Genomic DNA, 17182 nt, shown 5'->3' with positions numbered 1-17182 from the left:
GCCGGTCGGAGTAGACCGACCGGCCACCGGGGTTTGGACCGTGTTGCGGTCGTGTTTACTTGTAGGTTTCCGCGGCTTCGGAGAGCAGGTCTGCCGGGAAGGTCAGGCCGATCTTCTCCGCCGCGGTGGTGTTCAGGTAGAGCTCGACCTTGGTGATGGTCTCAACCGGCATGGTTTCCGGCTTGGCCTCGCCCTTGAGCAGCTTCACTGCCATGGCTGCGGTCTGCTCGCCGAGCTTCTCGTAGTTCAGGCCGTAGGTGGCGGTCGCGCCGCGCTTGACGGACTCGCCGTCGGCGGAGATTACCGGGATCTTCTTGTCCTGAGCGGTCTGCAGCAGGCCTTCGAGCGCCGAAACCACGGCGTTGTCGGTCGGGACGTAGAACGCGTCGACGTCCAGGCCCGAGGCTGCCTGCTGGACCTCGGAGGAAGCCGAGATGGCCTTCTCCTCGATGGTCAGGCCCAATTCCGCTGCGGCATCCTTGGCCCACTGGACCTGGACGCCGGAGTTGACCTCGCCCGAGGAGTAGACGATGCCCACGGTCTTGGCGTCCGGCTTGATCTTCTTGAGCAGTTCGAGCTGTTCCTTGACCGGGTTCTTGTCCGAGGTGCCGGTGACGTTGGCGCCGGGTGCCTCGAGGCTGGAGACCAACTTGGCTTCCATCGGGTCGGTGACCGCGGAGAAGAGCACGGGGATCTTGGTGATCGACTGGGCGGCGGCCTGGGCCGTCGGGGTGGCGATGGCCAGGACCAGGTCCATGTCCTTGTCGGAAGCGAACTTGCCCACGATCGAGGTGTTGGTGGCCTGGTCGGCCTGGGCGTTGGCGAAGTCGTACTTGACCTTGTCGTCGCCCGAGTAGCCGGCGTCCGCCATGCCCTTCTTGAAGCCTGTGACCACGGCGTCAAGCGACGGGTGGGACACGTACTGGGCAATGCCGATCGTCACCGGGCCGGCGGCCTCGGAGGAGCCGGTGGCCTCGGGGGTGGTGGATCCACCGCATGCGGTGAGCACCAATGCGGTGGCAGCGACCCCGGCTGCGATCTGTACGGACTTGATGAATTTCATTGTGTTCCTTTCACGACGTGCGAGTGTCATTCCCGGTGCGCCGCCAAGGCCGCACAAGGGCGTTTTCAGGATTAGCCCAACCTCGGCCGATCGGCAGGAAGTTCTCCTCATGAATTCCCTTGATACTACATGTGAACCTACTCACATTTCTTCCATCTGGTATGAAATACAAGACAAACCATCGAACATTCATCTTGCCATCGTGCATCTTTCATGAAGAATTCCCGCAAATCAGACAATTGGTATCCCTGCGTCTCGAGAATCAGACGGTACCGTGGACAAAGCCGTGTTTTGACTCTTTCTACCCCCGGGAGCGGGCCCGCGGACCCGGCAATTGCGGCACCCCGCGCGCGCCGCGGGCACCGGGGCTGCGGCCGGAGGATTCGCGGGTGGCACTGGCATAGACTTGAGTCATCATGGCCCTGACGATTTCCTATCCCGAAGCCCTGCCCGTTTCCGCCCGACGCGACGACATCAAAAAAGCCATCAAGGACAACCAGGTGGTCATCGTCGCCGGCGAAACCGGCTCCGGCAAGACCACGCAGCTGCCCAAGATGCTCCTGGAGCTGGGTCTGGGCGAACGCGGCATGATCGGTCACACCCAGCCGCGCCGCCTGGCCGCCCGAACCGTGGCCGAACGCATCGCGGAGGAACTCGGCACCACCATCGGAGCCGAGGTCGGCTTCCACGTCCGCTTCACCGGCGAGGTCTCGCGCGCCACGAAGGTCAAGGTGATGACCGACGGCATCCTGCTGGCAGAGATCCAGCGCGACAAGCTGCTCAAGAAGTACAACGCGATCATCATCGACGAGGCCCACGAACGCAGCCTCAACATCGACTTCCTGCTGGGCTACCTGCGTCGGATCCTGCCCAAGCGCCCGGATTTGAAGATCGTCATCACTTCCGCCACCATTGATCCGCAGCGCTTCGCCGAGCACTTCGCCGCACCCGGCATCCAGGGCGAAGAGCCCGTTCCGGCACCCATCATCGAGGTCTCCGGGCGCACCTTCCCCGTCGAAACGCGCTACCGTCCGCTGAACCCTGCCGACGGAATGGACGAAGACGAGCTGGACCCCGACGCCCAGGTGGAGGACCGCGACCCGCTGGACGCGATCGCCGAGGCCGTGGACGAACTGGCCAAGGAGGCACCCGGGGACATCCTGATCTTCTTCCCCGGCGAGCGCGAGATCCGCGACGCCGCCGAGGTGCTGCGGGCCCGTGTGCAGACCAACAAGCGCCTGGCCGGCACCGAGATCCTGCCCCTGTTTGCCCGGCTCTCGCTGGCCGAACAGCACCAGGTGTTCAAGCCGGGGCGGAACCGGCGCATCGTGCTGGCCACCAACGTCGCGGAGACCTCGCTGACGGTGCCGGGCATCAAGTACGTCATCGACACCGGCACCGCCCGCATCTCGCGCTACTCGCACCGCACCAAGGTCCAGCGCCTGCCCATCGAACGGGTCTCGCAGGCCAGCGCCAACCAGCGCTCGGGCCGTTGCGGGCGGGTGTCCGACGGCATTGCCATCCGCCTGTACTCGCAGGAGGACTTCGAGACCCGCCCCGAGTTCACCGACCCGGAGATCCTGCGCACCAACCTGGCCGCGGTGATCCTGCAGATGAGCTCGATGGGCGTGGTGCGTACCGCGCACGACGTCGCGGACTTCCCCTTCGTCCAGCCGCCGGATGCCAAGTCGATCAACGACGGCGTGGCGCTGCTGCGCGAGCTCGGCGCCCTGGACACCGGCACCGAGGCCACCATCACCACCATCGGCAAGTCGCTGGCGCAGCTGCCGGTCGACGTGCGCCTGGGCCGGATGATCGTGGAGGCGGGGAACCGGGGATGCGCCAAGGAGGTCATGGTGCTCGCCGCCGCCTTGTCCATCCAGGACCCGCGCGAGCGCCCCAGCGAGGAAACCGGCAAGCGGGAACGCGCCGCGGAGATGCACAAGCGCTTCACCGACGCGAAGTCGGACTTCTCCTCGCTGCTGAACCTCTGGCGCTATCTGGCCGACAAGCAGAGGGAGCTCTCCTCCTCGGCCTTCCGCCGACTGTGCAAGAACGAATACATCAACTACCTGCGTGTGCGCGAATGGCAGGACCTGTTCACCCAGCTGCGCCAGCTCGCCAAGCCGCTGGGCATCACCATCTCCCCGGATCCGGTGGACGCCGCCGCCAACGAGGACGCCATCCACATCTCACTGCTCTCCGGGCTGCTGGGCCACGTGGGCTCCTGGGACGAACGCAAGCGCGAATACGTCGGCGCCCGCGGCACGCGCTTTTCGGTCTTCCCCGGCTCGGCGCTCTCGCGCAAGAACACCGAGTGGGTCATGGCCGCCGAGCTGGTGGAAACCTCCCGGCTCTGGGCCCGCACCGTGGCGCGCCTGGATCCCAAGTGGGTCGAGGAGGTCGCCGGGGAGCTGCTCAAGCGCAGCTACTCCGAGCCGCACTGGTCCCGGAACTCCGGAGCCGTCATGAGCTATGAGAAGCTCACGCTCTTCGGACTGACCATCGTGCCGCGGCGCCGCATCCAGTACTCGCGCGTTGACCCGGAGCTCTGCCGCGAGCTGTTCATCCGCCATGCGCTGGTGGAGGGCGATTGGAAGACCCACCACAAGTTCTTCGCCCGCAACCGCCGGGTGCTCGAGGACATCGAGGAGCTCGAGACCCGGATGCGCCGCCGCGATTTGCGCGTGAGCGACGAGGACCTCTTCGAGTTCTACGATGCGCGCCTGGGACCCGAGGTGCTCTCCGAACGGCACTTCGACAGGTGGTGGAAGGCCGCCCGGCACGAGGACCCGACGCTGCTGGACTTCAACCCGGAGGACATGCTGGCCGCCGATCCCACCGAGCTGGACACCGACGCCTACCCGCGCACCTGGCGCCACGGCACCCTGGACCTGGATTTGGTCTACGAGTACAACCCTGCCGCCCGCGCCGGGGAATCCGACGGCGTCTCGGTGCGCGTCCCGGTGCTCTTCCTGAACCAGCTGGACCCGGTGCGTTTCCGCTGGCTGATCCCGGGGCTGCGGGTCGAGCTGGTGACCGCGTTGATCAAGTCGCTGCCCAAGGCCATCCGGAAGAACTTCGTCCCCGCCCCCGACGTGGCCCGGACCGCCGTGGCCGCACTGGAGTCCGACTTCAACCCGGAGACCGACGACCTGGCTGCCTCCCTGGAGCTGGTGCTGCGCCGGCTCAAGGGCGTGGTGATTCCGCCCGGTTCCTGGAACTGGGACGCGCTGCCGCCGCACCTGCGCTTCACCTTCACCGTCATCGACGCCGAGGCGAAGATCCTGGACGAGTCCCAGGAGCTGGCCGTGCTGCAGCAGACGCTGGCCGCCGCCAACCGCTCGGCCCTGGCACGCTCGCTGGGCATCAAGCCCGGCGCCGCGCTGCCCTCCGCGGCCGCCTCCGGCAACGCATCGGGCCGGGCCCCGGGCGCTGCATCGGGCCAGACACGGGGCCCGGCAGAGAACACGAAGGGCCGCGGGCAGAAGTCCGCTTCACGGCCCGGCGGCGCGACGGCCGTGGCCACCACGGTGTGGGAACGCACCGGGCTGGGGGACTGGGACACCGGGCTCGGCCTGGCCGGGTCGATCACCGAAAAGGTCGTCACCGAGGTCGCCGGGCAACAGGTCACCGCCTATCCGGCGCTGCTGGATACGGGCACCGACGTGCGCCTGACGGTCTTCCGCAACCCGGCCGAGCAAATGGCCGCCCACCGCACCGGAGTCATCCGGCTGCTGCTGCTCAAGGTCCCCTCGCCCTCCCGGTACGTCCTTGACCACCTGAACAACACCGAAAAGCTGGTCTTCACGCAGAATCCGCACGGAAGCGTCGAGGCACTGATCCGCGACTGCACCATGGCCGCGGTGGACAAGCTGGTCCCGGCCGCCCTGCCCTTCACCAAGGCGGCGTTCGACGCCCTGTACGAGAAGGTGCGCGCGGAGCTGATCGACACGGTCTTCACCGTGACCGCGATCGTGGAGAAGGTGCTTTCCGGGACCCGGCGGATCCAGAAGGACATCAAGTCGGCGTCCTCGCTGGCGCTGGTCAACGCCTTGAACGACGTGAAGTCCCAGCTCGAGCAGCTGGTCTACCCGGGGTTCGTGGCCAAGACCGGCTACGCGCAGCTGGCCCAGCTGCCGCGCTACATCACCGCCATCGAGAAGCGGCTGGAAAAGCTCGGCACCGGGAACCTGGCGCGCGACAACGCCGCAACCCTGGACATCCAGTCGCTGGAGGACGAGTACGATGCCGCGCTCGGCCAGCTGGTCCCCGGGATGCGCACCCCGGCACAGCTGGCTGCGGTGAAGTGGATGCTGGAGGAATACCGGGTTTCGCTCTTTGCCCAGGAACTGGGCACCGCCTACTCGGTGTCCGCCAAGCGCATCCGCACGGCCATGCGCGAGGGGCTGGCCGCGGCCAGGTAGCCCTTGGATGGCAAACCGCGGACGACAAACCACGGAAGACAAAGGCTGCCCGGTTCAACCACGTGGTCGAACCGGGCAGCCTCGTCTGCGTTGCGGGTACCGGCCGCAGGAATCAGCACCGGGCACCGGTCCCCGGGTATCGGGCCTCAGGCCTCAGGCCTCGGGAACCAGGTCCCCGTGGCCGTCCTCGCGCAGCGCCGCCCGCAGCTTGGCCGCGTTGGCGTCCATCGTGGCAGGATCCGGGTCGGTGTCGGCCCGCGCCAAGTCGAAGTCGGCCAGCGAGTTGGTCGGCCACACGTGCACATGCAGGTGCGGGACCTCGAACCCGGCAATCATCAGCCCCGCACGCGCGGAGGCGAACGCGCGGACCTGGGCGCGGCCGATCTTGCCCGCCACATCGATCAGGTGTGTCATCAAATCGGCCGGGGCCTCGGTCCACTTGTCGAGTTCCACGCGCGGCACCACCAGGGTGTGACCGTGCGTGATCGGCCCGATGGTCAGGAACGCGACGCAGTGCTCGTCCTTCCAGATGAAGCGCCCGGGGATCTGGCCGTCGATGATCTTGGTAAACAGCGTGCTCATGCACCCTCCATGTGGTCGGTGCCGCGCAAGGTGGCGGCATCCAGGACAAACCTGTATTTCACGTCGGCGGCGACCATCCGGTCCCACGCCTCGTTGATGTGCTTCGCCCCGGTCAACTCGATCTCGCACGCCACCTGGTGTTCGGCGCAGAAGTCGAGCATTTCCTGGGTCTGCGCGATCGAGCCTATCAACGACCCGGTGTAGCTTAGCCGCTTGTGGACCAGCTCCCGGGTGTCGAACCCCGGCATCGGGCCATCGGGCAGCGAAAGCTGGACCAGTGCGCCGTCGCGGCGCAGGGCCTTGAGGTAGGGCCCCACGTCGTGCGGGGCCGAGACCGTGTCGATGAGAAGGTCCAGGGAGTCGCGGCTCCCCCGCATCGCGGCCGCATCCAGCGTGTCGATGACCGTGCGCGCGCCCAGGGCCAGCGCCGAGTCGTGCTTGGCGTTCCCGCGGGTCAGCACGGTGACCTGCGCGCCCATCGCGACGGCCAGCTTCACGGCCATGTGCCCCAGCCCGCCCAGGCCCAGGACCCCCACGCGGCTGCCGGGCCCCACGTTGTGGTGGCGCAGCGGCGAGTAGGTGGTGATCCCGGCGCACAGCAGCGGGGCGGCCGCGGCCGGATCCAGCGCCGCGGGGATCCGCAGCACGTAGCCGGCATCCACCACGATGCGCGTGGAGTAGCCGCCCTGGGTGTATTCGCCGGTGCGGGCGTCGTGCCCGCCGTAGGTCGCCACCGATTTGGTGCAGAACTGCTCCAGGCCGGCGCGGCATTCGGCGCATTCGCGGCAGGAATCCACCAGGCAGCCGACCCCCACCCGGGTGCCGACCTCCAGGTCCGTCACCGCGTCGCCGGCCTGCGAGACGATGCCGACCATTTCGTGCCCGAGGACCAGCGGCAGCCGCTTGGCGCCCCATTCCCCGCGCCCGGTGTGCACGTCGGAATGGCACAGCCCGCAGAATTCGATCTCGATGACCACGTCGCGCGGGCCCGGTTCGCGGCGGTGGATCAGCATCGGCACCACCGGCCCTCCGGCCCGTGCGATGCCCAGCGCCGGCACCGCCTCCGGGGCCATGGCCGCGGCCGGGCCCCGGGTGCGTTCGCGCTCGTGCAGCCTGGCGGCGGTGTCAAGGGGCGGGGGTTTCGGTCGACCAATCATGCTTCGAACCTACCTCTGCCCCGGGCCCGGAGCCAGCGGCCGCGCCTCACGCCGGGATCCGGCCGCTCACGGGGTGGGTCCGGTGGCGGCGGGCCGGGCGGCATCGGAACCGTATTGCGACCAGGACCCGGGGTACAGCGCGGCATGCACCCCGATGGTTTCCAGCGCGAGGACCTGGTGCGCGGCGGTGACACCCGAGCCGCAATAGGCCGCGACCTCGTGCGCCCCGGCGCCGGGCCGCACGCCAAGCTCCGCAAAGGCCGCGGCCAGCAGCTCCGGTGCCAGCAGGTGCCCGTCGGCGTCCAGGTTCTCGGTGGTGGGGCGGTTGCGTGCCCCGGGGATGTGCCCGGCACGCGGGTCGATCGGCTCGACCTCGCCCCGGTAGCGCTCCGCGGCGCGGGAATCGAGCAGGATCCCGTGTCCCGGGAACGCGGCGGCAGCATCGATGTCGATCACCGGCATGTGCCCCCAGCCCAGGCGGACGTTGCCCGGGGCCACGGTGTTGGTCCCGGTTTCCAGCACGTGCCCGGCGGCCTTCCAGCCCTGCAGTCCCCCGTCCAGCACCCGGACGTCGGCGGCGCCGGCGTGGCGCAGCAGCCACCAGCCGCGGGCCGCTGCCAACCCGCCGGTTCCGTCGTAGAGCACGACCGTCGAGTCCCCGTTGATGCCCCAGCGGCGGGCCGTGGCGGCAAGGTCGTGCGCCTCGGGAAGCGGGTGGCGGCCGGCCTGCGGGGTCGGAGTTGCCGAGAGCTCGGTTTCCATGTCGACGAAGAGCGCCCCGGGGACATGCCCGGCCTCGTAGTGGTCCCGGCCGTGTGCATCCCCCAGCGCCCAGCGCACATCCAGCAGCACGGTATCCGGATTGGACTCCAGCAGTGCGGCCAGCTCCCCGGCCTGGATCAATGTCTTTCGTTCCTCGCCCATGTGCGGCGGCGTCCCTTCACTCGCGACCTCGGCCCGCGGGCCCCTTGATGGGCTCCAGCCTAGTTCCCCGCCCGCCGTCCACCACCCGGCGCCCACTGCCCGCCGCGCGTCGGGCCTCGCGCCGCACTGCGGTTCGGTAGGCTTGCTCGGGTGGATACAACACCCCTGGTTTCGCTGCCCCGTCCCTCCTCCTCCCGCTCGTGGGTCGATGCGGCGGTGCGCACCATCGAGGCCGAGTCGATGCGCTCGGCCGACACCCACCTGCACAAGCTCGAGCTGCCCCGCGCGTGGGGCATCGAGATGTACCTGAAGGACGAGTCGACGCACCGCACCGGCAGCCTCAAACACCGGCTGGCGCGCTCCTTGTTCCTTTACGGCCTGGTCAACGGCTGGATCACCGAGGGAACCACGATCGTGGAGGCCTCTTCCGGCTCCACCGCGGTTTCCGAGGCGTACTACGCCAAGCTCCTGGGCCTGCCGTTCATCGCGGTGATGGCCGCGGGGACCTCCCCGGAGAAGATCGCGCTGATCGAGGCCACGGGAGGGACCTGCCACCTGGTCGATGACCCCTCGAGCGTGTATGCGGAGTCCGAGCGGCTGGCCGCGGCCACCGGCGGGCACTACATGGACCAGTTCACCTACGCCGAGCGGGCCACCGACTGGCGCGGGAACAACAACATCGCCGAGTCGATCTTCCAGCAGCTGGCCATGGAGGAGCACCCGGTGCCGTCCTGGATCGTGGTGGGCGCCGGAACCGGCGGCACCTCGGCAACCATCGGCCGCTACGCCCGCTACCACCGCCATTCCACGCGCCTGGCCGTCGCGGACCCCGAGGGCTCGGCGTTCCTGCCGGCCTGGCAGGCAGCGGTTTCCGGGGGCGACGCGGGTGCCGCCACCGGGACGGCCAGCCGCATCGAGGGCATCGGCCGGGCACGCCCGGAACCGAGCTTCGTGCCGGGGGTCATCGACTTCATGGCCACGGTGCCCGATGCCGCCTCGGTGGCGGCGATGCGCCACCTGCAGGACTTCGCGCACCTGTGCGCCGGGCCCTCGACCGGGACCAACCTCTGGCTGGCCTGGCAGGTCGTGGCGAACATGCTCGCCGCGGGCGAGAAGGGGTCGGTCGTCTCGCTGTTGTGCGACAACGGGGAGCGCTACGCGACCTCCTACTACGACGCCGGCTGGCTCAAGGCCGCCGGGCTGGACCCGGAACCCTACGCCGGCCGGATCGAACGCCTGCTGGAAACCGGCCGCTGGGAGTAGCCGCCCGGGACTCCGGGACTCCGGGGTTTCGCGGGTCAGCGCTCCCCCAGCACCACCGGGGTCCCGTTGGGGATCCTGCGGTAGCCCAACCCGTGCTCCGCGGCGACCCTGCCCAGGTGCCCGTCCACCAGGGACAGGCCACGGGCGTTGAGCAGCCCGTCGTGGATCGGGATGTTGTCCGCCGCGTTGACCATGGACAGGAACTCGATGGTCTCCCCGATCTTCGCCCACGGGGCATGGGCCGGAACCAGCAGCGTTTCCACCTCGATCCCCTCGGGCACCTGGTAGCTGTCGCCCGGGTGGTACAGCGTCCGGTCCACGAAGTAGCCGATGTTGGCCACGACCGGCAGCGAATGGTGGATCACCGCGTGCATCCCGCCGTGCGTGGAGATTTCCATCCCCGCGGCCTCGAAGTGCTCGCCCGGCCCGGTGCCGTGGATCCGCGCCGCGGCATCGGCGACCCCCGCCTCGGTGGCGGCGGCCAGCAAGGACGCGGCAAGGGCCGCCGGTCCGTGGAAGGCCAGCTGCTTCTCGCGCCCCATGGCCGCCACCACGGCGTCCAGGTCCAGGTGGTCGGCGTGCACGTGGGTGGCCAGGATGGCCTCGGCACCCTGGAGCGCAAGCTCCAGCGGTGAGAAGGTTCCCGGGTCGATGACCAGCGACCGTCCCCCGGAGCTGACGCGGATGCATGAATGGTTGAACTTGGTGATCTCCATGGCCCCAGCCTAGGCAGGGGGCGCGGGTGCTGCATAGGGGGCGGGCCCCCTGCCCGGCTCCTGCCCGTCCGCCCCGCGGTGCCGGGCGCGGAACCGCCCGCCGCGGGGGCCCGCTGGTAAACTCAAGGTGTCCGCCCGAGGCGTGCCCCTGACGCTGTTCTTCAGCCGGCCCCAAGGTGCGCAGCGTGTGGACGCAGTGCCGATCTTTCAAGGAGTGCTCCAACACATGACGAATCCTGCGACCACGCGGCGAGGAACCGAACAGCGGGTGACCAAGCAGCGCCTGGCAGTGAATGCCGCGCTGGGCCAGGTCGATGACTTCGTGACGGCACAGGAACTGCACCGCTGGCTGCTCGGCGAGGGCGACAAGGTCTCCCTCGCCACGGTCTATCGGCTATTGCTGTCCATGGCCGAGGACGGGTTGGTGGATGTGCTGCGCAACAACGAGGGCGAGGCCATGTATCGCCAGTGCGTCATCGAGCACCATCACCACCACCTGGTGTGCCGGACCTGCGGCAAGGCCGTCGAGGTCGAGGCCCCCGCGGTGGAAAAGTGGGCGGCCCGGGTCGCCGAGGAAAACGGCTTCACCGAACCCACCCACACCGTGGAGATCTACGGGCTCTGCCCGGCCTGCTCGGCAAGCCAGGCGGCCGGGACCAGCTAGACGGCCACCTGCCGTCCCGGCACCACCGGACTTTCCCCGCCGTCGCGCCGGTTCCAGCAAGCCGGGAAACCCGGATCCCGATCAGGCCTCCGGGGCGGCAAACGGGGAGGGACCGAGGATCTCGATGCCCCCGTTGCGCCGTGCCGATTCCATCACCCGGCCGAAATCGACTTCTCCGGTACCCGGATCGCCGTCTTGAAGCGGCACGCTGGCCTCCAGGTAGAACGCCTGGCAGACCCCGGGGGTGTGCAGGCACAGCACGCGCGTTCCGTCCTCGGTCACCTTGAACGCATGGGGCATCCCCCGCGGCGCCATCGCCAGGCCGCCGGCACCGATCCTCGATTCCCGGCCGTCCAGGTGCATCACGATCTCGCCGCTGAGCACGATCATCGTTTCGTCCGACTCCGGATGCGTGTGCAGGGGCGTGTCCTTGCCCTTCTGAAGCCGGTCCTCAAAGAGCAGGAAGGCACCGGCGGTCTGCTCCTCGGTGGCCTTCCAGATGTGCACCCCGCCGCCGAAGAACCAGCGCCGTTCCCCTTCCCCGGGCTGGCGGATGATGGCTTGCAATTCCTTGTTCGTGTCCACGGGACTCGCCTCGTTCACTGATGTGGCACCGGATCCGGAACCCGAATCCCACGACAAGACTGGGGCGATCCTGCCACGGAGTCAACCCCTCGTTTTCGGCCCCCCGGGCGGCTACCCCGTTACCGCTGGCACCGGATACGGCGAAGGCGTGCGCCCGGGCCCCGCAACGGGGAACCGGGCACACGCCTTCGCCTGGTGGTTCGACGGGCCGGCGGACCGACGCGGGCCTCAGGCGGCCACGGCCGCCATCTTCTCGGAGTGCCGCACCCGGTCCCGGCGCCAGGCGATGAGCCGGCACACCACATAGATGAGGAACGAGATCGTGGTGACGTAGGGGCTGATCGGCAGCGACCCGGCCAGCGCCAGCAGGATGCCGCCCACCACCGACGTCATGGCGAAGGCCACCGAGAGGCTGACGGTGAGCACGGGGTTGGAGGTCACCCGGATGGCCGCCGCGGCCGGGGTGATCAGCAGGGCCAGGACCAGCAGCGCGCCGACCACCTGGATCGACAGCGCCACGGCCAGCCCGAGCACCACCATGAACGCGACCGAGAGCCGGCCGGCGGGCACGCCGCGGGCCGCGGCCACGGCCGGGTCCACGGAAATGAAGGTCAGCGGGCGCCACATGGCCAGCAGCGCGACCATCACGATGAGGGAGCACACCGCCAGCAATCCCAGCTGGACCGTGTCCACGGCGACGATCTGCCCGGTGAGCAGGCCGAACTTGTTGGCGCTGCGGCCCTGGTAGAGCGCCAGGAACAAGATCCCCAGGCCCAGCCCGAAGGGCATCAGCACCCCGATGATGGAGTTGCGGTCCTTGGCGGCGGCGCCCATCAGGCCCAGCACCAGCGAGGCCAGCACCGATCCGATCAGGGAGCCGACGACCACGTTGGCCCCGATGAGCAGCGCAAACGCGGCCCCGGCGAAGGAGAGCTCGGCGATGCCGTGCACGGCGAAGGCCATGTCGCGGAGCATCACGAAGATGCCGATCATCCCGCCGACCAGGCCCAGCAGGGCCCCGGCGATCAGCGAATTGGACACCAGCGGCAGGATCTCCGCGTAGTCCTGGAAGCTGAAGACGGTGCTCCAGATCTCTGTCAGGTCCATGCTCAGGCTCCTTGGTGCGGGTGGGCGTGGTTCACGGTCTCGGGCATCCCGACCACCACGATGCGGCCGTTGGACTCGAAGACCTCGATGGGGCTGCCGTAGAGCTCGGAGAGCACCTCGCTTCTCATGACCTCCTCGGGGGTCCCGACGTGGAAGCGCCCGCCGGCCAGGTACAGCACCCGGTCGACGTATTGCAGGATCGGATTGATCTCGTGGGTCACGAAGACCACCGCCGCCCCGTGGTCGCAGGCCTGGCGGTGGATCAGCGAGGAGACCGCCTGCTGGTGGTGCAAATCCAGGGAGAGCAGCGGTTCGTCGCACAACAGCAGCCGCGGGTCGTCGGCCAGCGCCTGGGCCGCGCGCAGCCGCTGCTGCTCGCCGCCGGAGAGGACCCCGACGGGGCGGTCGGCGTAGGCGGTGGCCCCGACCAGTTCCAACAGCTCGTCCACGCGCTTGCGCATCTTCGCCCGGCCCAGCCGGATCCCCCACTTGTGTCCGTCGATGCCCAGGGCCACCAGGTCGCGGGCGCGCAGCGGGGTGTTGTCGTCGAAGGAGCGCTGCTGCGGGATGGTGCCGACCTGGCGGGAGCCGCGGGTCGCGGGCCGCCCGGCAACCTCGACGGTGCCGGAGGACAGTTCCTGCAGGCCCATCAGGGTGCGCAGCATGGTGGTCTTGCCGGACCCGTTGGGGCCCAGCACGGCCAGGAATTCGCCCGGGGCGATGTCCAGGTCCAGTCCGTCCCAGAGCAGGCGGTCGCCGAAGCGCAGCGACGCGCCGCGCAGGCGCACCACCGGTTCGGGTGCGGGGTTTACCGGGGTGCCCGGCACGGGGCTGGGGCTAGCGGCCAAGGGCCACCTCGAGTTGCTGCACGTTCGATTCCATCCAGGTGATGTAATCCTGCCCCTCGGGCAGGGTTTCGGTCAGGTCCAGCACCGGGACCCCGGCGGATACGGCCAGCGCGCCGACCTTCTCGGTCTGCGGCCCGGAGGTCTGGGTGTTCAGCGCCAGCACCGCGAACTCGTGCGATTCGAGCCCTTCGGCCAGCTTCTTGAGCAGCAGCGGAGGCACGTCCTCGCCGGCTTCCATCGCGGCACTGACGCCGGCGGGGGTTCCGTCGACCATCCCGGCATCGCTGAGCAGGTAGTAGGCCAGCGGTTCGGTCATCGCGAACTTCTTGCCTTCCGCGGTGGCCCGCAACGCGTCGATGCGCCCGGCCAGCTCATCGATGCGCTTGTCGAAGGCGTCGGCCGCGGCCGTGAAAGCCGCGGACTTGCCGGGCATGAGCTTGGAGTACTCGGCGGCCAGGCCGCGGGCCAGCGCTCCGACGGTGTGCACGTCGTACCAGACGTGTTCGTTGCCCTCCGCGTGGTCGTGCCCGGTGTGGTCCTGCGCTGCGGCTTCGGTCGCACCGGCGGCGTCGCCGTGCCCGGCCTGGAAGTCCGCCGCGTGGATCATCGCGCCGTCGGGCAGCGAAAGGCCCTGGGCCAGCGCGTCCATGAACGGGTCGTATCCCCCGCCGTTGGCGATGACGACATCGGCCTTGGAGACCGCAAGCTTGTCGCGCGCGGTGGCCTCGTAGGAGTGCGGGTCCTGGGAGGTCTTGTCCACGATCGCGCGCACGCTCACCGCCGACCCGCCTACCGCCCGGGCCACGTCGGCATACACCGAGGTCGATGCCACCACCTCGAGCACCGGGCCGGCACCGCCGGGTTGTGCGTCTTGGCCCGCCGGCGCGGTGGCGCAGGCGGAGAGCAACAGGAGGCAGGCGGCGGCCGCGAGGGCGCGAAGTGGTTTGTTCATGCGGTGCGTACGGGACCTTTCGGGGGGAAAACCAACAGACCCCAGACTATCTCAATTGCGAGTCATTCGCATTATTGGGCGCTGCGGTTTTCCCGGCGGATGCCGCGCTTTTGGTTCTGGTCGTCGATTTCGCCGACCAGCTGCTCCAGCACGTCCTCCAGGAACAGGATCCCCAGGGTGGCGCCGGTTTCGTCGACGACGCGGGCCAGGTGCTTGCCGTCGGCACGCATCTGCTCCATCGCATCCTCGATCTCCGCATCACCGGCCACCACGCCCATGGGGCGCAGCTCGATGTCGGTGACCGGTTCGCGGTACCGCTCGTCGGGCAGCGCCATGACGTCCTTCATGTGCCAGTAGCCCACGAATTCCCCGTCCCGGGCGATGACGATGCGCGAGAAGCCGGTCCGGCCCACGGTGCGCTCGAACTCCTGCACCGTGGTGCCCTGTTCCAGGGCGACGACCTGGTCGCGGCCGACCATGGTGGCGGCGGCGGTGAGGTCGGAGAACTCCAGCGCCTTGCGCAGCATGATCGCGTCGTCGGCCTCCAGCGTGCCGTAGCGCGCCGAGGAAGCGATGATCGAGGCCACCTCGGCGGCGGTGAATGCGGAGTTCACCTCGTTCTTGGGCTCGATCCCCATCAGGTGCAGGAAGCGGTTGGCGATCCAGTTCAGCGAAACCACGATCGGGTGCACGCCCACCGAGAGCCACAACAGCGGCCCGGCCAGCAACAGCACCGCCTTGTCGGCCATCGACACCGAGATGTTCTTCGGCACCATCTCGCCGAAGGTCACGTGCAGGAAGGTGACGATCAGCAGCGCCAGCAGGAACGCGATGGACCCGGCCAGCGCCTCGGTCAGGCCCAGGAACTGCAGCGGCACCACGAAGAGGTGGTGGATGGCCGGTTCGGCGACGTTCAGGATCAGCAGCGAGCACACGGTGATGCCCAGCTGGCAGACCGCGAGCATGATGGAGACCGACTCCATGGCCTTCAGCGCGCGGATCGCACGCTTGTCCCCCGCGTCGGCCAGCGGTTCGATCTGGGAGCGGCGGGCGGACATCACGGCGAATTCCGCCGCGACGAAGAACGCGTTGCCCAGCAACAGGACAATCAGCCAAAGCAGGCCGGAAAAGTCGTTCATGCCCGTCCCTCCGCCGCTTCGTCCGGGCTGGCGGCCGAGGACGCGCTGGACACCGTCGGCGGGCGCGGCACGAAGTGCAGTTCCGCGACGCGGCGCTTGTCCAGCGCGGTGACGGTGAACGCACCGCCCTCGGTGTCGACCTCGTCGCCGAGGAACGGGATCCGGCCCAGTTCGGCCATCACGAACCCGCCCACGGTTTCGTAGGCGGCATCGTCGGGGATCTCGACCTCGCCGATGAGCTCGTTGAGCTGGTCCGGGCGGAACATGCCCGGGATCATCCAGGAGCCGTCGGGCAGTTGGCGCACCTCGGGCCCCGCGGAGTCGTGCTCGTCGGCGACTTCGCCGACGATTTCCTCAATCAGGTCTTCCAAGGTGACCATTCCGGCTGTTCCGCCATATTCGTCAAGCACGATCGCCATCTGCAGGTTTGCGCCGCGCAGCTGCACCAACAACGTGTCCAGGTGCACGGTTTCCGGGACGAAGATCACCGGGGTCTTGTTCTCGCCGACCTCCTTGCCTGCCCGCTTGTCGCGCGGGATGGCAATGATGGTCTTGACGTGGCACACGCCCTTGATCTCGTCGGAGGAGCCGTCGGTGACGGGGAAGCGGGAGTACCCGGTCTTCTTCGCCAGCTCGATGACCTCCTGGACGTGGGCGGTGTGCTCGATGGTCTGCATCCGGGTGCGCGGGGTCATCACGTCGGCGGCCGAACGCTCGGAGAAGCGCACGGTGCGGTCAACGAAGAGCGCCGCGTCCTTGTCCAGGGTGCCCATTGCCGCGCTGCGGCGAACCAGCGAGACCAGCTCGGCCGGGGAACGCGCCCCGGAGATCTCTTCCTTGACCTCGAGCCCGAACAGGTGCAAGACCTTGTTGGAGAAGCCGTTGAGCAGGACGATGGCCGGCTTGAAGATGGCGGTGAAGATCAATTGCGGCCGGGCGAGCGCGCGGCCGATGTCGAAGGCCTTGGCGATGGCCAGGTTCTTCGGGACCAGTTCGCCGATGACCATCGACAGCAGCGTGGCCAGCAGCATCGCCACGACCAGGGACACCGGAACGGCGGAGTCCCCGAGCCCGAGGGCCAGCAGCGGGCCCTGGAGCAGCTTGCCCACCGAGGGTTCGATGACGTAGCCGGTCAGCAGCGTCGTCAGGGTGATGCCCAGCTGGCAGGAGGATAGTTGGGTGGAGAGGGACTTGAGGCAGTGCAGCAAGGCGATGGCCTTGGTGTCCCCCGCATCGACGGCTTCCTGCACGTTGGCCTGGTCGAGGGCGACGAGGGAAAATTCGACGGCGACGAAGAAACCGGTGCCCAGGATCAGCAGCAGGCCAACGGCCAGCAGCAACCATTCCATCTAGTGTTTCACCGCCCCGGCGGCGGGGACTCGGGTGGCGGAAAAGCCGAGGCCCGGAAATCTAGGGTGTGTGCGCCGGCAACAAGAAGGCTCCGATGGGGAGACCGAACTGGGCGAGCAATGACATGTGTGGCCGGCACCGCGTGATTTCACGACTGGCCGGCACAGAGAGTGGCTGTCCATAACAATGCCAGTGTATCTGAACCGCGACTTGAGGACATGCTCCGCGCCCCGGGCCGGGCACCGCCGCAAGCGGTCCCCCCGCGACCCGAATAATGCACCGGCGGCGCAGGGTGTGAGGCCGGTCGCTTGAATCGCCGCTCGACGCGCCACGCATGTGATAACCGGCTCATTGGTTCCCATCCGGCGGAGATTTGTCACTAGACTACTTAGCAGGTCTAGAACT

At 68.6% G+C, this 17182-nt stretch carries 14 protein-coding genes; 3 read left to right on the top strand and 11 right to left on the bottom strand.

Going from position 1 to position 17182, the window contains the following annotated elements; all coding sequences use genetic code 11:
* Window positions 1-55: 55 nt before the first annotated feature.
* Window positions 56-1063, bottom strand: a complete 1008-nt coding sequence (locus DQ353_RS06115; RefSeq protein ID WP_113761893.1) for an ABC transporter substrate-binding protein — start codon at window positions 1061-1063, stop codon at window positions 56-58.
* A 416-nt stretch (window positions 1064-1479) separates the two neighbouring features.
* Here DQ353_RS06115 and hrpA point away from each other — a divergent pair, with 416 nt between their 5' ends.
* Entirely contained in the window at window positions 1480-5490 is a 4011-nt protein-coding gene (hrpA, locus tag DQ353_RS06110) for an ATP-dependent RNA helicase HrpA (protein ID WP_113761892.1), read from the top strand.
* A 153-nt stretch (window positions 5491-5643) separates the two neighbouring features.
* On the opposite strand, the gene DQ353_RS06105 is transcribed toward hrpA, so the two are convergent.
* From DQ353_RS06105 to DQ353_RS06095, 3 genes are all read right to left on the bottom strand, one after another.
* Window positions 5644-6072 carry an HIT family protein gene (locus DQ353_RS06105; RefSeq protein WP_113761891.1) on the bottom strand — a complete coding sequence of 143 codons (429 nt, stop codon included), beginning with the start codon at window positions 6070-6072 and terminating at the stop codon, window positions 5644-5646.
* The gene (locus DQ353_RS06100; RefSeq protein WP_502696379.1) at window positions 6069-7229 is read right to left on the bottom strand and encodes an NAD(P)-dependent alcohol dehydrogenase; all 1161 of its coding nucleotides are present in this window, start codon (window positions 7227-7229) and stop codon (window positions 6069-6071) included. The genes DQ353_RS06105 and DQ353_RS06100 overlap by 4 nt, the downstream gene beginning before the upstream one ends.
* A gap of 66 nt (window positions 7230-7295) precedes the next feature.
* Entirely contained in the window at window positions 7296-8153 is an 858-nt protein-coding gene (locus tag DQ353_RS06095; RefSeq protein ID WP_113761890.1) for a sulfurtransferase, read from the bottom strand.
* 240 nt (window positions 8154-8393) lie between these two features.
* Between DQ353_RS06095 and DQ353_RS06090 the strand changes: the two genes are divergently transcribed.
* A complete protein-coding gene (locus DQ353_RS06090; protein ID WP_353616667.1) occupies window positions 8394-9416 on the top strand; it encodes a PLP-dependent cysteine synthase family protein in 1023 nt (340 codons plus the stop codon).
* 35 nt (window positions 9417-9451) lie between these two features.
* Here the strand turns inward: DQ353_RS06090 and DQ353_RS06085 are convergent, their stop codons facing one another.
* Window positions 9452-10132, bottom strand: a complete 681-nt coding sequence (locus DQ353_RS06085) for an MBL fold metallo-hydrolase (protein WP_113761889.1) — start codon at window positions 10130-10132, stop codon at window positions 9452-9454.
* 226 nt (window positions 10133-10358) lie between these two features.
* Here DQ353_RS06085 and DQ353_RS06080 point away from each other — a divergent pair, with 226 nt between their 5' ends.
* Complete coding sequence (locus DQ353_RS06080) at window positions 10359-10796, top strand: Fur family transcriptional regulator (RefSeq protein WP_113761888.1); 438 nt, start codon at window positions 10359-10361, stop codon at window positions 10794-10796.
* Window positions 10797-10877: 81 nt separating this feature from the next.
* On the opposite strand, the gene DQ353_RS06075 is transcribed toward DQ353_RS06080, so the two are convergent.
* The 6 genes from DQ353_RS06075 to DQ353_RS06050 all read right to left on the bottom strand — a co-directional run bounded on the left by DQ353_RS06075 (window position 10878) and on the right by DQ353_RS06050 (window position 16776).
* A complete protein-coding gene (locus DQ353_RS06075; protein WP_113762010.1) occupies window positions 10878-11381 on the bottom strand; it encodes a cupin domain-containing protein in 504 nt (167 codons plus the stop codon).
* A 228-nt stretch (window positions 11382-11609) separates the two neighbouring features.
* Complete coding sequence (locus DQ353_RS06070; protein WP_113761887.1) at window positions 11610-12488, bottom strand: metal ABC transporter permease; 879 nt, start codon at window positions 12486-12488, stop codon at window positions 11610-11612.
* A 2-nt stretch (window positions 12489-12490) separates the two neighbouring features.
* Window positions 12491-13336, bottom strand: coding sequence for a metal ABC transporter ATP-binding protein (locus tag DQ353_RS06065; protein WP_286166650.1), 846 nt, complete (start codon window positions 13334-13336; stop codon window positions 12491-12493).
* Window positions 13326-14288 carry a metal ABC transporter solute-binding protein, Zn/Mn family gene (locus DQ353_RS06060; RefSeq protein WP_113761886.1) on the bottom strand — a complete coding sequence of 321 codons (963 nt, stop codon included), beginning with the start codon at window positions 14286-14288 and terminating at the stop codon, window positions 13326-13328. Before DQ353_RS06060 ends, DQ353_RS06065 begins: the two co-directional genes overlap by 11 nt.
* A gap of 71 nt (window positions 14289-14359) precedes the next feature.
* Entirely contained in the window at window positions 14360-15427 is a 1068-nt protein-coding gene (locus DQ353_RS06055) for a hemolysin family protein (RefSeq protein ID WP_113761885.1), read from the bottom strand.
* Window positions 15424-16776: a hemolysin family protein gene (locus DQ353_RS06050; RefSeq protein ID WP_286166649.1), complete on the bottom strand. Its 1353-nt coding sequence runs from the start codon at window positions 16774-16776 to the stop codon at window positions 15424-15426. Before DQ353_RS06050 ends, DQ353_RS06055 begins: the two co-directional genes overlap by 4 nt.
* Window positions 16777-17182 lie beyond the last annotated feature (406 nt).

This window comes from Arthrobacter sp. AQ5-05, from assembly GCF_003287975.1.
Classification (GTDB): domain Bacteria; phylum Actinomycetota; class Actinomycetes; order Actinomycetales; family Micrococcaceae; genus Paeniglutamicibacter.
The sequence above is the reverse complement of the archived record's forward strand: the minus strand, read 5'-3'. Positions and strand labels throughout refer to the sequence as shown.

Excerpts from the sequence above, each read along its gene's own strand:
- DQ353_RS06115 (WP_113761893.1), bottom strand. The coding sequence starts at position 1,063 with ATGAAATTCATCAAGTCCGTACAGATCGCAGCCGGGGTCGCTGCCACC.
- hrpA (WP_113761892.1), top strand. The coding sequence starts at position 1,480 with ATGGCCCTGACGATTTCCTATCCCGAAGCCCTGCCCGTTTCCGCCCGA.
- DQ353_RS06105 (WP_113761891.1), bottom strand. The coding sequence starts at position 6,072 with ATGAGCACGCTGTTTACCAAGATCATCGACGGCCAGATCCCCGGGCGC.
- DQ353_RS06100 (WP_502696379.1), bottom strand. The coding sequence starts at position 7,229 with ATGATTGGTCGACCGAAACCCCCGCCCCTTGACACCGCCGCCAGGCTG.
- DQ353_RS06095 (WP_113761890.1), bottom strand. The coding sequence starts at position 8,153 with ATGGGCGAGGAACGAAAGACATTGATCCAGGCCGGGGAGCTGGCCGCA.
- DQ353_RS06090 (WP_353616667.1), top strand. The coding sequence starts at position 8,394 with ATGCGCTCGGCCGACACCCACCTGCACAAGCTCGAGCTGCCCCGCGCG.
- DQ353_RS06085 (WP_113761889.1), bottom strand. The coding sequence starts at position 10,132 with ATGGAGATCACCAAGTTCAACCATTCATGCATCCGCGTCAGCTCCGGG.
- DQ353_RS06080 (WP_113761888.1), top strand. The coding sequence starts at position 10,359 with ATGACGAATCCTGCGACCACGCGGCGAGGAACCGAACAGCGGGTGACC.
- DQ353_RS06070 (WP_113761887.1), bottom strand. The coding sequence starts at position 12,488 with ATGGACCTGACAGAGATCTGGAGCACCGTCTTCAGCTTCCAGGACTAC.
- DQ353_RS06060 (WP_113761886.1), bottom strand. The coding sequence starts at position 14,288 with ATGAACAAACCACTTCGCGCCCTCGCGGCCGCCGCCTGCCTCCTGTTG.
- DQ353_RS06055 (WP_113761885.1), bottom strand. The coding sequence starts at position 15,427 with ATGAACGACTTTTCCGGCCTGCTTTGGCTGATTGTCCTGTTGCTGGGC.
- DQ353_RS06050 (WP_286166649.1), bottom strand. The coding sequence starts at position 16,776 with ATGGAATGGTTGCTGCTGGCCGTTGGCCTGCTGCTGATCCTGGGCACC.